Genomic DNA, 18,146 nt, shown 5'->3' on the forward strand with positions numbered 1-18,146 from the left:
TATTCATTCATTAATCCAGGATCGCATGAAGTAAATGCGAATGAAAAAAGTGTTAGAAATATAAGCACATAAATTTTATTCATAGTGAGTTATAGATTTTGTTAAGGTAAAATAGCGCACAACGTCCCGTGGCTTGGCTTGCAGTAGCGATGCCTGCGAACGTTTTATTTTCGGTTAAAGATAAACATTTTCGTAAAGAAAATCATGAAGGAAAAATAAATTAGCTATTGCGCCAAACCACTGTTAGCAGAAGTAATAACTACCAATTAAATAAATATTTCAAATAATTTTTATCATTCTGAAAATCTTCAAAATTCTTTATGTTATCCATTGCATTATGTATTTGCTCAATATTATTTCCAAATTTATCATTCAAATATATTATTGGATAAATCTGAGAATCATATTTAATAAGTGAGTTATTCTGGGCGGAAATTCTTGCGAAAAAATGCATGAGATGATATAGTTGTGGCAACTGTCCATTTGCTGTTTCAACATCCTGAATGAAGTTTTGGGTTGCGACAGGTAGGCTTAAATAACGTTCATTTTTTTCAAGTTCAGTTTGAATTCGATAGATTCCAGTTTTCTTTGCATTAAATTCTGTCCATAAATAAAAATCAAAGTAGTAATTTTCATGTTTTGTATTACGACTCATTAAAACTGGATTGCCATAATGTGATATATAATCATTAAAATCTACAACATGAGTTAATTCATGAAAAATTGTACTAAAATATTGATATTCGTCAAAAGTTGATTTATTGATAATAATTCTAAACTCAATAGATTTTGAATCTAAAGGAATACAAAAATGACCCATTGATTCTGATAAACCGTTAGCATCATAATGAGCTTTTTCTTCGTTGCAAGAATGTTTATATACAGCATTTTTATAATCAATAGGAATAATGATTTCAACTTTCTTGCCTCGAAGTTTATTTCTAACCTCAATGGTGAAAAATTCTTCTAGTAATGGGTTTATATATTGTTCGACATTCAAATTAGTTTCATCACTTATTTTGATTTGAACTGATGGTATAAAAAGATTTTTGATTCTTTGAAACATCCTGATGATAAATTATTTCTGCTAACGTCCGGCGGCTTGGCGCAGTAGCGACTTCGTGGAACGATTATTTCTTGCTAAGATAAGATTTTCCAGCGGAAAATCGAACGTTGTTGTTTATTGATTTGTAGCTATTGTGCCAAACCGTTGTTATAGGCAGTTTTTATTTTTGTCACGCATTGGTATCATATTCTTTTCATCAAGTGTAAAGCTATCATTTTCGAGATACAATTTTTGAAATGCTGACAAATCATCCGGATTTTCTTCAAGCATTTGATACATTTTTCTAAAAAAGTCTTCTCTACCAAATCCTGGATTGAAAATCATTTTCATTTTCACAATTCCATCCGAATTATTGTTATAGCCGTGAACAGATAATCTTGGTATATGAATTACTGTTCCTGCTTCTGCCTGTACTTCTCCATTACCTGTTAGAACCGTCAAGGTTCCTTCCTCGATTATAAATGTTTCGTCCATTTGTTTATGATAATGCAATTTCGGACCTCTCGCATTAGCTTCCATTTCAATTTCATATAGTCCAAATTGATTGTTCGTTAAAGTAGTAGGAATAATTATTTTGAGTTTATTTCCGTAGCATTGAAATTGCTCATTATTATGCAATGGAACGATGAAAGCGTCATCGTTCCATTCTTTTAAATTTAAATCTTTCATCGTGTTAATTTTGTGGAATTTCTTCAACTAAAATTTCGTTCCCTTCTTTATCGTAATAAGTACAAGTCATTTTATCCATACAAACATCCCATTTCTCAATACCAGTTTCAGCACACATTTTAATGAAAGTTAAAAAGTCCGTTTTGCCGTGTTGATGAGCCAATAATTCAGCCTTAAATACTTCCATATTTGAATTCTCAGCAATTGTCATAGTTTCATATTTTGCAGGAACTTTTGCAACATAATTATTTTCTCCGTAATAATTAATATGACCATCATTTACATAGGTTTCATAATGAGTTACACCCATTGCTTTAATTTCTTTGATGTAAGATGGAAAGTCTGCACCTGATTTCACTTTACTGTGAGTTGCCATTAATTGTTCTGCTGTAAAAGTTGGTGTTTGAATGGAAGAATCGGGAATTTGTTCAATCCAAACTTTATTCCCTTCTTTATCAAAGTAAGTACAAGTCATAGTTATTAAACTTACCACCCATTTTTCAATTCCGTTGTCAGCACATTTACGGCTAATTTCAAAATAATTGGACTTACCTTGTTGATGGTTAGTAATATCCACTTTCAGTTGTTCCAAATTTACTATGTCGGCAACTGTCATTGGCTCATAGTTTGGTCCTGTCAAAAGTTCGAAACCATTTTCTCCGTGATAAACATTTCGTCCATCTTTCATTTTGGTTTCATAATAAGTTACCCCGATATTTTTGAGGTTTATTGCCAAAAGAGGAAAGTCAGCTCCTGTTTTTACTTGCATCAATTTTTCTTTGATTTGATCTACTGTAAACATTTTTTCTTGATTTTTAATTGTTAAACAATTTGTTGAATTACATGCAATCATAATGCTCAAATTTGATAATATGATTGTCGATTTTAGAATTGGTTTTATCATTTGTCTTTACATTAAGATTACTATGCAAAGATGCGATGATGAAAACCCCTGTAATTGTAAAAAATCGTTTTTCTACAAGAAGCGTTTGAAATTTTCGGGAGTGTCGCCCGTAAACTGTTTGAAGTCTTTAATAAAGTGGGCTTGGTCAAAGAAATTGTTTTCGTAGCAAATCTCAGTCAGCGTTTTTGTTTTGCTTAGATTGTCAAGAACGGTGTTGAAGCGAACAATGGAAGCAAATTTTTTGGCTGTTGTTCCAACCACTTTTCTAAACCGCTTCTCGAATGGGCTTTGGCTAATAAAAAGTTTTTCGTTCAGTTCTTTTATACGGATTGTTCCATTACTTTGGTAAATAAGTTTAACCGCTTCAATTATTAATTTGTCTGTTTGAATATCTTTTAGCTGGGATACTAAAAACTGCTCTACAATTTTTATCCGAAGTTTGTCTGTTTTGGCAAATGCTAATTTTTCTTCAACTTCTATTATGCTGTTTTTTTTAAAAATATCGTCAAGAGAAAGACTTAAATTGAACAATTCATTGGCAGGATGTGAAGCAAAATGAGTAAATCCAATTTCCGTAAAAAACACCAGAACAGTTCCTATATCGTTTGAATTTTTAAAAATCTTATAGCTGTCAGAAATCCCTGTAATTCCTGCTGATGTCAGTTTGCTTATTGTATTTTCTTTTACAGTTGCTAGTTGTCCTTTGTATTGAAAACCAATTACTAGTCCAGATGATGGGAAAACTTTATATTCATTTTCCATAGCATTCTCTGACACTACAAAATATTTGATATAGGGTTTAAGTTGTTCAGTCGGAAAATATTTGTCAAATTTCATCGTCTTGTCTGTTGGTACGGTGTTCCGTAAAATTGCCTATAACGTCCCGCCGGCTTCACGAAGTGGCGAAGTTCGTGACTGATTTGTTTCTGCTAATATAAGATTTTCCAGCGGAAAATCGGCAACCGGATTAAACAGCTCTCGCCATTTCGTGAAACCGCTGTTAGCAGAAGATTTATTCTTCCATTTCGTCTTCTTGTGGGAATATTTTTTCTTTTAAATTTCTTGTGGGAATATTTTTTCTTTTAAATATATAATATACGGAAAAGTTAAGATTATAACCCAGATGGCTGTTTGTCTTGGAATTATTTGATATTTAAAATTTATGAAGTATAATGACGAACTATACAGTAGGCAAAATAAAGAATCAAGTTTCATTACCTGTTTGTCTGAATATCTCTCAATATGCGTTTTGGTCATAGTTTTAATGTCTTTTAGATGTTCTTTATCATAAAATCTATTTTTACTTGGTAAGTACTCTGCTAACATGAAAAAATTCTGTAAAATGTACATTGAGGATACCCCCAAAAGAAAGTATTGTAGAGTTATTATCGAACCATTTAAAATGTTAGTTTCTTCAATATTTGGACTGTCAAAAACTCTAAATATATGCTCAACGGCAAAAATTATCATTATTATTGAACTCCAAATGCTTAGGTAAAGCCTTGCATTTCTACTTAAAGTAATGTAGGTAAATGCGTGAATTAAAGAATATAATGAGATTAAGAATGATACTGATATTAATATCGATGAAAACAGATTTATGTTTTCAAAAAATTTATAGTCAAAAATCCAATATATTATCGAAATAGATTGTATTAATGTAATTCCTTCTGTTAGTTTTGGGACAACTTTCTTGTCATGAATTATTACTGAAATTAATACAAAAACTGCTAAAAAATAGAAAGGCCATGCTTCAATATGATTTTCAAAATCGTAATTTCTTTCTCTTTTTCCAGGTAAAAACACTAAAAAACTAAAAATAAGTGAACCTAAAACTTTTAGAGCAATAATTTTCCAGTCAGTTGAAAGCCTTTTGTTTTCATATATTATTCCTAATAGCAATGGAATAAAACTTAAAGTAAATAATTTTCTATCGCTTATTTGAACTCTGTATATAATATATATCAAGAAGATTAAAAGCAAACCACCAATTAGATATAAATAAGTTGACCATTTTTTATAGAAAGGTAATTCTACTTTAATTGATTTCTTTTTGGTAATCTTTTTTTTATTGGTCATTTTGTATTCGTCTCGTTTTTCAAAATTTTCTGCTAACGTCCTGCGGCTTCATGAAGTGGCGGAGTTCGTGATTTTTTTGTTTTCTGCTAATATAAGATTTTCCAGCGGAAAATCGGCAACCGACTTAAACAGCTACCGCTATTTCATGAAACCGCTGTTAGTAGCCGTTATTTATTTTGGACTTATTATAATTTTCGATTTTGTCATAAATTCTTTTGCTTTTTTCTCTAGGATATTGAACAAGAGCTCTTTTATATTCCCACATGTTATTTTCACTCATATATTTTTCAAACATTTCTAAAAAAGCATCGTCAGGAAAAATTCTGATAGCAATGAAAGAATCTATTTCAAAACTTTTTATAAGATTTATATCTTGCTTTTTTTTGAATTTACTTAACGATTGAAGTAATTTTTTTGATTTAGTTTTTAATATGCTTTGTCTAATTTTTTGATAATATTCCTCAGAATTAGGTAACCATAAATACATTTCATCTACTAAATCTTCATTTAGCTTATCTTGATTAAATATTATTTTAAAAAACTTTAGTTTGTTAATTTCTTTCTGTTCAGTTAGTTTCTTTTGGTCTGAAAAAATTGTTGAGTCAAAAATGTAAGCTGGTAATGAAATTTTGTCTTTTAAACATTCAGTTCTGAAAATAATACTATCTTTTGCGTTCAAGAGTTTTTCAAACAAATCAAACGCATAATCGTTGTCTTTATTAATTAGAGCATTTATAGCAACAGCTTTTATATATGGATTTTTATAATTATCAATTAATAAGTTAAGCTCATTTACAGTAGCTTTATTTTCCAATTCTTTAGTAATTGATTTTGGTAATGTATCTAACACATAAAATGCATTGTAATTTTTTAGTGGATCAATAATTTTAATTGTCTTAGGGGAAATTTCATTTCTGCAACTGAATGCCATAAAAGAAATCAAAATTATTAAACATGTATTTATGAATTTTGATGCTAACATCATATTACATTTCGGTTTTATAATGGCTACTAACGTCCCGTGGCTTGGCTTGCCGTTGTGGTTTCGTGATTAATTTGTTTTCCGCTAAGATAAGATTTTCCTGCGGAAAATCAGCACCTGGTTAAACTGCAACCCGCAATGGCGCCAAACCACTGTTAGCTGTCGTGTATTTTAATATTCATTATTGTAACTGTAACAGTCTAAATTGACAGATGAATGTATTAGTTTCATTTCTTTTGAGATTACAAAAATATGGGTGGATGTGAGACATTTTTCAAAGTAAAGTTTCTCAATTTCTGCATATTTTTTTTCGTTAAGAAGTGTGATTCTTTTTTTATAATCGTATAAATCAACTTCGAATTTATTGTAAGATTTTAAAAAATCATCTTTTTCAAAACCAATAACTTTTCCGTCAATAATTAAGTATATAGAATAATTATAACCCCAATCATAATTATAACTTTCTATCACATAAAATTCATTACTTTTTGTTTTTTTAATATTTTCTAATTGAGAATTTATGATTTTAGTTCTAAGTTTTGAATTTCTTGATTTGAAAATTGATTGTTGATTTTCAGGACATGGAAATACTGTTTTTTCCAGTGTTTCAATTTCTTTACTTAAGCCCGCAATATATTTTTGTTCTGCACACGAGAACATAAGAATTATAGGAAATATGAAAATGAATTTTTTCAATTTAGACTTTACTTTGTTGTTTCGGTTTTTACATGACAGCTAACGTCCTGCGGCTTGGCTTGCCGTTGCGGCAATTTACGAAAAATTTTCTTGCGTGAGAAAAGATTTGAGGAAACCGTCAGGTTTCCGACGGACGGGTTACTAGCAATGGCGCCAAACCGCTGTTAGTGGCAGTACTTTTATTCAATTAGCCTTTGAAGAGTTCTAGATAATTCCCATTTATTTTCTTTGTTGAGCTTATATATGAATATTCCACTTTCATCATTAATTCCACATTCAATAATTGCAGTATTTTTTTTAAGGTTAAATAGAGGAATATAAAAATATCCAATACAATTATTTTCTAAACTTATTTTTTTCCAATACTTATCTCTTTGCTCTTTTGAATTTACTGTCGAATCAAGTTCTATAATTTTTTTACTCTTGATGAACTTTTGATTTAAAACGAATCTATTTCCATTTCGAAACTGTTTTAGAATGAATTTTTTATCACTTTCTGTAAAAAGACTGTCAATTTCTTCTAGTAGTAATTCATCACCATTTTTGATTATAAAAGTCTTTCTATCCATTATAGCTCCACAATCTTTGTAGAGTTTATTTTCTGAAAGTACTTGGTTAATCAACTCATAAATAAGTTTGTTGTCAATTATTTCCGTGTACTTTTGGTCAGTTATAATTTCTGAATTTTTTTTCTCAGTATTGTTATTTTTCTTACAACCAAAAAGAAAAAAAAGTGAAATTATTATAATATGATATTTTTTCATCGTGAAGTTTTAGTATTGCCACTAACGTCCGGCGGCTTGGCGTAGTAGCGAAGCCAGCGAACTGATTATTTTCTGTTAAAGATAAAATTTTTTCGTGAAGAAGAACTTGAAGTTAAAATTAATCTAGTTATTACGCCAAACCGCTGTTACTGGCTGGCGTTATATTTTTCTTTTTCTTTACTTTTCAATTTTAGGTATTCTTTTCTTAAGTATTCGTTACAGTCTTGAACTAGTACTTTTCCATTTTTCAAGTAATAATATGCAGTATCTTTTCCTCTTTCTTTATAAACAGAATCGCCAACATTTATTTGATAATAAATACTGTTTGGAATTTGAACTTCATTGTAGTCATTCAAAATCATAAACCTTGAAGCTCTAGGATAATCTCCATCTTCTTTCTTGTCAGTTATTTTTCCGTTGAATTCTGTTTCTTTGCTTTCCAAATATTTTTCTCTTTTGTAGTCTAAAGAGTTGTTTTGGTATGTAAATATAATTGCAATGAATAAAGCGATTGGAATAAAAACATAAGCTAAGTTTCTTCTAATCTCAGATTCTTGTTTTTCTAATTCTTGCTCAGATTTATTCATACTTTTTATTTTACCGTAAATTTCTACGCTTGCCAGTAACGTTCCGCGGCTTGGCGCAGTAGCGACTGCGTGGAATGATTTATTTTCTTGCTAAGATAAGATTTTCAGCGGAAAATCGAATGTTGCTGTTAAAGCTAAAAGTAGCTATTGAGCCAAACCGCTGTTATGGGCTGGTTTAATTGTAAACTCGCTCTTTTCCAAGCATATCATTTATATTTTTAGAATGCTGAAGTATAACTTCGTTGTTTTCACCATTTTTTACAGCTTGCTCTAATAAATTTACTATTTCTCTTTTATTAGAATAATTTGCCAGAATACTTTCAGAGAGAATTTTTTCTACGACTTCTAATACTCTTCCAGATTTGACTACGAAAGTATTGTTAGGAACAAAATTAATTTCTTTAAGACTACAGTTTCCATAAAAAACTATAATTGAATAAAAAGGAATATTTTCGAACTGTTTAAGTTGTTTTTTTAAATCATCAATATGTTTAGCATTTTGTAAAATTGGATTATAAAAATAATATTTATCTCTTCCGTAGTTTAAAATTTGTGCCCATTGAGGTTTATATCCAGTTCCAAAAATCCAACCACTATAATCTTTTACTTCAAATACTAGAATGCCTACTTTAGTTGGAACAACTAAATCGATTTGCGAATACTTTCCATAATATTTTTTTAAGTATAAATCATGAAAAATTGTTTGAGATGGAATTCCATATTGTGAAAGTTTTGATACCAAAGCTCTTTCAGATACTGTTCCTCTTTTCGGACCTAAATCTGTTTCGAATTGGTTAATTTCGAGATTGTCTTTATCCTTTTTAAATGTGTAATAGAGAATAAATAAGACAATTGATATAATAATAACATACAACATAAAGAATAAGGTTCAATTGATTGTGATTTTTCTAAAACTTGCCCATAACGTTCTGCGGCTTGCTCTCAGTGGCGTTGCACCAACACCAAGCCATTACAAATATAACAAAACATTCCATTCAGCAGCGGATTTTCCGTAGGAAAATCCGGAAGTAGCCATTGAAGCAAACCGCTGTTGTGCGTTCGGTTTATTCATTACATCCAATTTTCGGCAAACAGAGTATAGGAGCAAGACCACCAGAAATTAGTATTCCGATTTTTGTTTTTTCAATTTCAAAAAAGAGAGTGTTATTTTCAATATAGTTTGGTAAATTTTCAGGCATTCCCATGTCATAAACCATGATGTTATTTTTACTGTCAATAAATGCTATTTCACTTCTTCCTCGAGGTGATAACATTTCGCCAATTCCAATTATCTTGAAATTTGTAATAACTTTATAAGAGTTTTCATTATCAATATCTTTTAATTCGCCCAAATATTTTATTTCAGTTTTCGTATGTTTCTCATCAATTATTTGTAGTTGATTAATTTCACTTGATTTAATGAACTTTTTATAGAAATGTAGTTTGTCTTTACTTTCATTAATTTTCTTATCTAATGAGTTACCTTTCATAAATTCAGTAAAGACTAAAGTATCGTAAATAATAGATGAATTTTTTTCAGAATCATTTCTCAAAATTGTTTTAACTTTTTTTTGAATTTTTTTTTCAGAACTGCCATTTTTTGGTTTGTCAATTTTTGAGTTACAGCTAAAAAAGACAATTGAAACAATTAAAATATAGAGTCTATTCATTTTTTATTTTCTAAGTTTTTTTACACGGTATTCAAAACTGACGCACAACGTCCCGCCGGCTTCACGAAGTGGCGAACCTCGGGACGAAATATTTTCCACTAAGATAAAATTTAATAGCGAAATATAAATATGAATTTAGCAATATTCTCGCCATTTCGTGAAACCGCTGTTAGCAGCCGTATTTATTCATTATTTGTTTGTAGATATTCGATATTTTGAGTGAAAAATTTAGCCATACCATTATTTAAGTATTTTTCATATTCAGTTGATTCGTTTCTGTGAATGCTTAACCAAGCCATTGCATAAGCGATTACTTGTTCAGGTAAATATCCTTGACTACTCATTTGCCATCCTGAATGAGAAATGTTTTGAAATTTGGAATGTTGAAATCTTGAGTTACCTAGAAATATTCCAAAGCCATATGTTAAAGCTGTTAAATCGGTTAAATATTCATCATTTTCTTCGATTCTGTTTTCCCCAAGCAAAATGAAGTGTGATAATTCATGAGCAATTGTAGCAATTAGGGAAAAAGTATTTTTTAATTGCCCTTTTTCAATGTAGATAATTTTTTCATTTTCAAGTTCTTTATAAACACCAGTTGCACTTTGCCATTTCCCATTAATATCAGCTGGACTAGATAGAATTGTTCCATCAGCCATTTCAATAGGTTGATCAGAAAAGTATTCAATACGGATGTTAGAATCTTCTATTTGCATTAACTCTTTTGTCCTTTCTAGGACGAATTCAGCATCTTCTTCATTACCTTTAAAAGTCCAATTGTAATAATTTTTAGTTGGAGTAATGGTTCTTAAGCTATCGAAGTGTTCATTCCCTAAAATTTCACGAAGGAAAATAAAACTTTCCTCGATCCATTTTTTGTCATCTTCTGTAACAGATGGTTTTTTCTTTTTATTCCAAAACATATTGAATTCCAGAGGTTTTTTTAATATGGCTGCTAACGTCCGGCGGCTTGGCGCCGTTGCGGCAATTTACGAAAAATTTTCTTCGTGGGGAAGGGTTTGAGGAAACCGTTAGGTTTCCGACGGAAGATTTAACTAGCTATGGCGCCAAACCGCTGTTAACGGCTGGTTTTATAATTTAATTCATCTGCCAATTTCTTTCCATTTGTCTTTTGTAAAGAATACATTTCCAAATTTGGAAGAATGAAACACATAGTAAAATGTTTTTCCTTTTCTATATAAAGTTGGATTTTCATTTACGATATGATGTTTTGAATTTTCAAAATTTAAAACAATTCGTGGAACTTGATATTGTTCTAAAAAATGAATTTTTCCTTTGTAAGTTTTTGTAATTTTAGCTTTCTCGGTTACATGAAATAGAATTTCATCATTTTGGTTAATTTCAAATCGAAAATGTTCATATTGCCAATCGGATTGTTTCCCAGAATATTTAGTTCTGTCAATAACATATTCTCCATAAATATCATCTCTATCCAATTCGCTTGAACTTACGAGTAAATTTATTATTGATACTAATAAAACTAATCCAATAACTGCAATCCAAATTCCACTAAGAGCTTTACCAAATATTTTTTTCCTTGAAACACCCCAAGAAATTAATAATATTATTGATAGAGGAATTAATATAAGTATGAAAAAAAGGTTGAATCCAAATCCCATTCGATTGTTGTTTTATGCGAAATTTTTTTGGCAAACTTGCCGTTAACTCTTAAATAGCTGTACCTGAAAATTCCGGCATTTCTATCTAAAGTCTATTTTTAAAGGGTTTATAAAAAACAATTCAAAAAAATGTATTGCGTAATTCGAATTGTTTTTTTTCTGAATTCTTGATTTCAAATATAGCGTATTTTTCATAAAAAATCTAAGGGACTCACAATTTTGCGCAAGGTTCTATCGGTTACATTGGTGTATAATAATGTGGTGCTAATGCTATTGTGACCCAATAATTCTTGAATGAAACGTATATCGGTTCCGTTTTCTAATAAATGGGTGGCATAACTGTGACGCAAACTGTGGATACCTACTTTTTTTCTTATTTGTGCTTCATGCAATGCATCTTTAAATACTTTTTGTAACGATCGACTAGAGTATTGTCCACCGTACTGTCCTTCAAAGAGGTATTCTTTTGGTTTATAAGATAAATAGTATTCCCGCAATTGAAATAAAATACTGTCGGGTAAATTAACATAACGATCTTTTTTTCCTTTACCACGCTCTACATACACCAACATCGTTCGACTGTCAATATCCGAAATTTTAAGATTTATAATTTCAGACAATCGCAAACCCATTCCGTAACACAATTTGAGCATTGTATTGTGTTTTAGGTTTTTTGAAGCCATAAAAATACGTCTCACTTCGTCCGAATTTAATGCTTTGGGCAACTTAAGTTGCTTTTTCGGTCGCGGAATTTCAACAAAAATTCGAGGCTGAAACAACACTTGTTCATAATAAAATTTGATTCCGCTAATCCTACTGTGTAAAGTGTTTTCTTTTAATTTTAATTCGGTGATGCAATGCAATAAAAACTCGCGGACTTCCACTTCATTGCAGGTGTTTGATGCTTTGTCTTTGATAAAATATAAAAATTGGGCAAATTCCTGACTATAACATCGAATGGTACTTGGACTATACCCTTTTAATCGGAGTTGATTTACCAATCGCTCTAATTCCTTCTGATTGTGGGGATTGATTTTGGAAAGTGTTTTGGTGCCAATAGTATAATCGGTTAAAAGATTAAACTTTTTTCGGTATTCAATAACATCTGGAACATACCAGCACTGATTAGTTTGACTCCAAGAGGAACCTACTAATTTTTTAACTTCTGAAAGATGAACAGGATTTTTGTCAAATCGAATGAAAATGACTTTCTGATTACGGTGTTCCCCTAATGTAAAGGTGTATGGCGTCAAACTAATCATAATGGCTTATATATATAACAAATATAGCTATAAGTTTTTTATAATTAGATAGGAGTGAATTGAAAAATTGTGAAAATTAGACTGAAACCTAATTGTTCTTTTTCTGTTCTTTTAAATAGCTAGTGAATTTTTTTCCGTATTTCGATTGTGCTACTTTTGGACTCATTTTGTTGTGTATCGAATCTAAAAAACGAGGCTGCATATCGTAAATATCAGTTAAAGCAATATAAGGGGCTACTTCGTAATTTGCATTTGATAAAGCAAAGTTAGCGGCGTATAAATAACGACGTTTTAATAAATCATCTTGTTTTTTACTATTTGCTTCTGCCGAATAATTTTTAGCTCCTTTTTCGCCCATAATTTGCGCGTGTAACAACTCTAATTGCTGGTCGTTAAATTTGGAAATAATATCCTTGTATTGTTCGTACAATTCTTGATTTTTTGATCCCGTAATTTTGGAACTCGCTAAAAAAGTGTCCAAATTAGTATCAATATTTATTTTTCCTGGCTCGGCGAAAAACAATAAATTATTGTCAATAGAATTTGTTACACCACGATCTACAAACAAATACAACATTTCGGGTGAGTCTAGTTTTATTTTGCTTTCAAAGGTTGATGATCCATTCAATACAATAGTATCTAAAGCCACTAGAGTAGTGTCTTCAACTCTTTGGATGTATAATTTTCCTTTTTTTAATCCTTTAATAGTTCCTGTAATTAATACTTCATTTTCATTCAGTTTGTTATCTGAACATGAACCCAATAAGAAAACAGAAAATAAAGCAACAATAACTTTGTACATAGTTTTATAAATTTGCCGCAAAGTAATAAAAAAATCCTCAAATTGAATATCAAAATGAGGATTTAAACTATTTTTTTGGATTAATTTATCCTTTTAACCATGCATCTTTTAATGCTTTTTTAGAATCATCGGTTGCTTTATAACCAACCGCTTGTTCGTAAGGTAATTTTACGTTGCCTTTTACTTCCAATGCTTTCCCTTCACGTTTTAAAGATACTGTTATCGGATCGTTTTCTTTCCAATTCTGACTTGCTGAAATCATATCATAGATATTGTCCAAGTTATAATTTTTACCATTTATACCCGTAATAATATCGCCGTTTTTAATTCCTAAAACACCATAAAACTCTGGTAATTCAATTCCAGGCAACACGATGATTTCTTTCGTCGCTTGATTTACGGTAATGTTAGGTGTTTGACCTTTTATGAATACATTTCCAGGGATTTTTGTTTCCGACTGTGTAATACCCATTTTTTTGAAGAATTGTTCATACGGAATTGGGGTTGGACCTTCTACATACGTTTTGAAAAATTCACCCACTTCAGGATAGGTTAAAGAAACAATTTTATCAAATAACTCTTCATCTTTGAATGGTTTGTTGATTCCGTATTCGTTATTTAATTTTTGCATTAAATCTAAAATACCTCTTTCTCCGTTGCTTTTTTCACGGATAATCATATCCACACACATTCCAATTAAGGCTCCTTTTTGATATACATTTAAATATTGATCTTTGTATGGAGTGGTAAGTACATTGGCACTCATTTGTGTAAATGGCATCGTGTCATTCATTCCAGAAGCTTGGTGGATTTTGTCAGCCATTCTTCCATAAAACTCTTCTTCGGTAATTAAGCCTTGGTTTATTTGAAATAAATTGGCAAAATATTCCGTCACCCCTTCATACATCCATAAGTGCTTCGACATTTTTGGAGCATTAAAATCGAAGTAGTGAATTTCGTTCGCATGGATTCCAAGTGGCGTCACGATATGAAAAAATTCGTGTGAAACAATGTCTTTTAATTGTTCGTCCATTTGATCTGCTGGCATCATTTCCGGCATTACAACTGTCGTTGAAGTAGTATGTTCTAACGCACCAAATCCTTTTGCATCCGATTTCATCATGTCTGATAAATACACAAGCACGGCATATTTTTTAGTATTGTTGATTGGACCCAAAAATTTCTTTTGCGCATTCATCATTTTTTCCATTGCTGGAGTGATGCTTTTAGCATTAAATTTTCCGGTTGGCGAATACACACTGATCAAAATATCCATATCACCAACTTTGAAAGTGGTGTAATCTGGTTTGGTGTACATGATTGGATGGTCTACTAAAGTAGCATATCTCGGCAATTTAAAAGTATCGACAGCATTACTCGCGTCGGTATCAACAAGAGCTGTAGCACCAAACAGTTGGTCAGAATGATTCACTGTTAAAGTGTAAGGCACTTCTTTTTTATCGGAAAAATAACCTACAAATCCGTGTGTATTAATCATAAAACAGTTTGGGTCAATATTGGTTCCCGCTGGAGAGAACACATCTTTACCACCCATACCGCCACTTACTTCGGTGTCATAAGTGTCATTCACCCAGTAAGTTACTTTTGAAAGTTTTTTAGCACCGCTAATTCGCCAAGTGTTATCATCCATTTTGGCAACAGCAAGAGTATTTCCTTTGACATCGTACGCTTTTACATTTTCGATAAAGCGACCATAATTATCAGTAGAGTAGGTCCCCGGAACGGTTTTAGGGATATTGAAAGTGATTACATCTTCAGTAGAAGCTGTTGGCAACACGGTTACCATTACTTTGTCGTCTTTAATGTTATTCAAGTCAATGTTTACACTAACTTCTGGGGTAACATTTGTGGTTTGTGCCGATTTACAACTTATCAGTAAAGAAGCAATGGCTAAAGAATAAATTATTTTTTTCATTTTTTGATTGTTTTGTCTATAAGTCTGTATTTTAAAAAAAATGTTACAAAAAAACTCCTGAAATATTTCAGGAGTTGCTATTTAATCAAATTTATTTTTCAAATAATATTTTCCGTCTAAGTCGTCATCAAATTCATCAATATTGACTTGCTTCAGTTTGGGTTTAGAAGCCGTAACTTTCTTTTTCCAAAGTTCAAACTGCTCTTTAGATAATCTTTTGCGCAATAATTCGGTCACTTCATTTTCGCTAATGCCAAATTCTTCTTTGATCACTTCAAAAGGTTTGCGCTCTTCTTGTGCCATGCTGATTAGTCTTTCTAATGTTTCTCTGTCTAAATCAGCTATTTTACTTTTTCTCATTTATAAAATAGTATTTTAATATCAATGTATGCAATTTATATACCAATATTACTAAAAAGTATTTAGTTTTTAAAATTTTTTTATGAATCTGAATGGCGATATTTTTGAAACGGAATAGCTAATAAATTTTTCAGATTATTATTTTCTTCTGGTGCCATGTGCGTGTCTACTCCGTAGATAATTTCTTCGCGAGGCATCACCATAAAAGTACCAAATAATCGGTCCCAAACAGAGAAAATATTTCCATAATTACTATCTGTATACGGTAATTGGTAATGATGGTGAATTTTATGCATATCAGGCGAAACAATAAGATAACTGATCCATTTGTCTAGATTTCGAGGCATTTTCATATTGGCATGATTGAATTGCGATAAGAAAACGGAAAACGACTGATACATAAAAAACAGCCAAATTGGAGCACCAACCACTAAAATGGCAAGCATAGTGAAGATAAAACGAATCACACTTTCTCCAGGATGATGACGATTGGCCGAAGTAGTATCAATCCAAGTATCAGTATGGTGAATTAAGTGAAAGCGCCACAAAGATTTAGTTTTATGTTGTACGTAATGTGCCGAATAGGCTCCGATTAAATCCATAAATAACAATCCGATGATGGCTTGTAGCCAAAGATTGTCTATGTGTAACCAATGTAGGATTCCGAATTTGTTTTCTGCTGTCCAAACGGAGACAGAAAATAATAGGAAAGCCATCGAAAAATTAATTAAGATGGTAGTAAATGTAAAAAACAGATTAATTCCGGCGTGGCCTACTTTATTGTATTTAAAATTAAAAAGCGGAAGACCACTTTCGATAATCCAAAAGAGGGCTATTCCTCCAAATAAAATGATACTTCGGTGCGAAGAAGGAATGGTTTCGAAATAGTGAATAATTTCATTAATCATAGTAGTTGTGTCGATTGGTTTTTCAAATTTAAGCAAAACTTTTATTTAATAATTCGGAAGGTCAAATTAATTCGGCTTCCAATTTCTTTTTTTGTTTTCGGAATTTGATGTTTCCAAAAGTGTTGTGTAGTCCCTTTCATAAGCAACAAACTGCCATGTTGTAATACAATGTTTTGTTTTGCGGTTTCAATAGTGTTATGCTTCAGTTGAAAAACTCTTTCTTGTCCAAAACTTAAAGAAGCAATAATGGGATTTCGACCCAATTCTTTTTCATTATCGGCATGCCAACCGTTGCTGTCTTGTCCGTTTCGGTAGTAATTAAGCAAAACAGTCGTAAAATTTTCTTGACATACCTTTTCCACTTCTTCTTTTAAAAAAGTCAATAAAGGATTCCAAATATGAGGTTGCATGACAATGTTAGAATAGCCATAAGGTTTCCCTTCATTGCCGAACAAAGCGGTCAGTCGGGGTTGTAAATGATTTTTACCGTAAACGGTTAGGGTGTCTTGTTGCCACGGAATTTCAGTTTTTAGTTTTTCGAAAAGTATATTGGCTTTCTCCGTCGAAATAAAATTAGGGAAATATTCAATTTCGGCATCGGGTAAATCAAAGACTATTTTTTCATCTGGGAATAAACTCATGCTTCAAAAATAAAAAAAGCGATAGAAATTCTATCGCTTTTTCGTTATATAAAATGGGTTTAATTTTTCTTTTGAAGAATATAGGTATACATCCAACCACCAATGATAGCCCCAAAAATAGGAGCGACCCAAAACACCCAAACTTGTTGCATAGGAATTCCGCCTGCAAAGATTGCTTGTGATAAGGAACGTGCCGGGTTTACCGAAGTATTGGATATCGGAATACTGATTAAATGAATTAATGTCAGTCCTAATCCAATGGCAATTCCTGCAAATTTTCCATTCGCTAAGCGGTCGGTAGCACCAAGAATGATGATTAGGAAAAACATAGTGAGTAAAAATTCGGCTATAAAAACAGATGCCATATTGTATCCGTCGGGAGAGAATGCTCCATAACCATTTGTAGCGAAAACGCTTGCTTTGGTATTGTCCATTGTAAAACCTGTTTTTCCCAGTAAAATAGTGTACAAGCAACCCGCAGCGGCAAGTGCCCCAACACATTGCGCTACAATATACGATGGAATGTCTTTTCCTTGAAATCGTCCGCCAGCCCATAATCCTACAGTCACTGCAGGGTTAAAATGACCACCAGAAATATGTCCAACAGCATAGGCCATTGTTAATACCGTTAATCCAAAAGCAAGTGCGACGCCTGCAAATCCTATTCCTAATTCAGGGTAGCCGGCAGCAAATAAAGCACTTCCACAACCACCAAATACTAACCAAAAGGTTCCAAATGATTCTGCTAATAGTTTTTTCATAGTTTATTAAGTTTAGTTATTACGAAGTATAAATAAATGCCCAATAGATAAGAATTCCTTGTAAGGGCAATCGAATCAATCGTACCCATTTGGGTAATCTTAATGCGGCTTGTTCATTTTGTAACATGTAGAGATTTGCTGGAAATATGGCCATTAGCAAGGCTATTATTCCCCAAGCAGATAATTTTGAGGTGAATGGAATACATAATCCAATGGCTAAAATAATTTCTGCAAGACCACTCAAACTATTAATTAATTTGGGATTGGGTAGGTAAGCCGGAATGATTTTTAGATAAATTCTGGGGTTTCTGAAATGGTTTATACCCGCTACAAAGTAGAGCAAAGCCATTATATATAAATGCCAAGGTAAACTCATAAAGAAGTTATTTCTTACGAATTTACCTAAAAAATATTATAAA

The 18,146-nt window shown here is 31.6% G+C and carries 21 protein-coding genes; all 21 read right to left on the reverse strand.

From position 1 onward, the window contains the following. Positions 1–259 precede the first annotated feature (259 nt). The 21 genes from EQG63_RS08270 to EQG63_RS08370 all read right to left on the reverse strand — a co-directional run bounded on the left by EQG63_RS08270 (position 260) and on the right by EQG63_RS08370 (position 18,103). Positions 260–1,066, reverse strand: coding sequence for a hypothetical protein (locus EQG63_RS08270; protein WP_129435905.1), 807 nt, complete (start codon positions 1,064–1,066; stop codon positions 260–262). Positions 1,067–1,213: 147 nt separating this feature from the next. Beyond that, a complete protein-coding gene (locus tag EQG63_RS08275) occupies positions 1,214–1,735 on the reverse strand; it encodes a cupin domain-containing protein (RefSeq protein WP_129435906.1) in 522 nt (173 codons plus the stop codon). 4 nt (positions 1,736–1,739) lie between these two features. Further along, on the reverse strand, positions 1,740–2,588 hold the full coding sequence (locus EQG63_RS12335; protein WP_206733263.1) for a DUF1398 domain-containing protein: 849 nt from the start codon (positions 2,586–2,588) through the stop codon (positions 1,740–1,742). Between the two features lie 123 nt (positions 2,589–2,711). Next, positions 2,712–3,476, reverse strand: coding sequence for a helix-turn-helix domain-containing protein (locus EQG63_RS08285; RefSeq protein ID WP_129435907.1), 765 nt, complete (start codon positions 3,474–3,476; stop codon positions 2,712–2,714). 216 nt (positions 3,477–3,692) lie between these two features. After that, entirely contained in the window at positions 3,693–4,718 is a 1,026-nt protein-coding gene (locus tag EQG63_RS08290) for a hypothetical protein (protein WP_129435908.1), read from the reverse strand. A gap of 157 nt (positions 4,719–4,875) precedes the next feature. Further along, positions 4,876–5,703 (reverse strand): hypothetical protein, encoded by an 828-nt coding sequence (locus EQG63_RS08295; RefSeq protein WP_129435909.1) that lies wholly within the window; start codon positions 5,701–5,703, stop codon positions 4,876–4,878. 168 nt (positions 5,704–5,871) lie between these two features. After that, positions 5,872–6,396 (reverse strand): hypothetical protein, encoded by a 525-nt coding sequence (locus tag EQG63_RS08300; RefSeq protein ID WP_129435910.1) that lies wholly within the window; start codon positions 6,394–6,396, stop codon positions 5,872–5,874. 179 nt (positions 6,397–6,575) lie between these two features. After that, complete coding sequence (locus EQG63_RS08305; protein ID WP_129435911.1) at positions 6,576–7,160, reverse strand: hypothetical protein; 585 nt, start codon at positions 7,158–7,160, stop codon at positions 6,576–6,578. Positions 7,161–7,306: 146 nt separating this feature from the next. Further along, positions 7,307–7,747, reverse strand: coding sequence for a hypothetical protein (locus EQG63_RS08310; protein ID WP_129435912.1), 441 nt, complete (start codon positions 7,745–7,747; stop codon positions 7,307–7,309). Between the two features lie 175 nt (positions 7,748–7,922). Then, positions 7,923–8,624, reverse strand: coding sequence for a nuclease-related domain-containing protein (locus tag EQG63_RS08315; RefSeq protein WP_129435913.1), 702 nt, complete (start codon positions 8,622–8,624; stop codon positions 7,923–7,925). 187 nt (positions 8,625–8,811) lie between these two features. After that, positions 8,812–9,417 (reverse strand): hypothetical protein, encoded by a 606-nt coding sequence (locus EQG63_RS08320; RefSeq protein ID WP_129435914.1) that lies wholly within the window; start codon positions 9,415–9,417, stop codon positions 8,812–8,814. Between the two features lie 182 nt (positions 9,418–9,599). After that, positions 9,600–10,340, reverse strand: a complete 741-nt coding sequence (locus tag EQG63_RS08325; protein WP_129435915.1) for a hypothetical protein — start codon at positions 10,338–10,340, stop codon at positions 9,600–9,602. 180 nt (positions 10,341–10,520) lie between these two features. Further along, a complete protein-coding gene (locus EQG63_RS08330; RefSeq protein WP_129435916.1) occupies positions 10,521–11,057 on the reverse strand; it encodes a hypothetical protein in 537 nt (178 codons plus the stop codon). A 191-nt stretch (positions 11,058–11,248) separates the two neighbouring features. Further along, the gene (locus EQG63_RS08335) at positions 11,249–12,319 is read right to left on the reverse strand and encodes a tyrosine-type recombinase/integrase (protein WP_129435917.1); all 1,071 of its coding nucleotides are present in this window, start codon (positions 12,317–12,319) and stop codon (positions 11,249–11,251) included. A gap of 88 nt (positions 12,320–12,407) precedes the next feature. After that, on the reverse strand, positions 12,408–13,121 hold the full coding sequence (locus EQG63_RS08340; RefSeq protein ID WP_129435918.1) for a DUF4369 domain-containing protein: 714 nt from the start codon (positions 13,119–13,121) through the stop codon (positions 12,408–12,410). Positions 13,122–13,206: 85 nt separating this feature from the next. Beyond that, the gene (locus tag EQG63_RS08345; protein WP_129435919.1) at positions 13,207–15,057 is read right to left on the reverse strand and encodes a M61 family metallopeptidase; all 1,851 of its coding nucleotides are present in this window, start codon (positions 15,055–15,057) and stop codon (positions 13,207–13,209) included. A gap of 81 nt (positions 15,058–15,138) precedes the next feature. Next, a complete protein-coding gene (locus EQG63_RS08350; RefSeq protein WP_129435920.1) occupies positions 15,139–15,417 on the reverse strand; it encodes a TIGR03643 family protein in 279 nt (92 codons plus the stop codon). An 80-nt stretch (positions 15,418–15,497) separates the two neighbouring features. Further along, entirely contained in the window at positions 15,498–16,322 is an 825-nt protein-coding gene (locus tag EQG63_RS08355; protein WP_129436101.1) for a sterol desaturase family protein, read from the reverse strand. A gap of 44 nt (positions 16,323–16,366) precedes the next feature. Continuing rightward, on the reverse strand, positions 16,367–16,966 hold the full coding sequence (locus EQG63_RS08360) for an alpha-ketoglutarate-dependent dioxygenase AlkB family protein (RefSeq protein ID WP_129435921.1): 600 nt from the start codon (positions 16,964–16,966) through the stop codon (positions 16,367–16,369). 59 nt (positions 16,967–17,025) lie between these two features. Beyond that, complete coding sequence (aqpZ, locus tag EQG63_RS08365; RefSeq protein ID WP_129435922.1) at positions 17,026–17,727, reverse strand: aquaporin Z; 702 nt, start codon at positions 17,725–17,727, stop codon at positions 17,026–17,028. A 19-nt stretch (positions 17,728–17,746) separates the two neighbouring features. After that, a complete protein-coding gene (locus EQG63_RS08370) occupies positions 17,747–18,103 on the reverse strand; it encodes a DoxX family protein (RefSeq protein ID WP_129435923.1) in 357 nt (118 codons plus the stop codon). Positions 18,104–18,146 lie beyond the last annotated feature (43 nt).

The sequence above is a fragment of the Flavobacterium amnicola genome (genome assembly GCF_004122165.1).
Classification (GTDB): Bacteria; Bacteroidota; Bacteroidia; order Flavobacteriales; family Flavobacteriaceae; genus Flavobacterium; species Flavobacterium amnicola.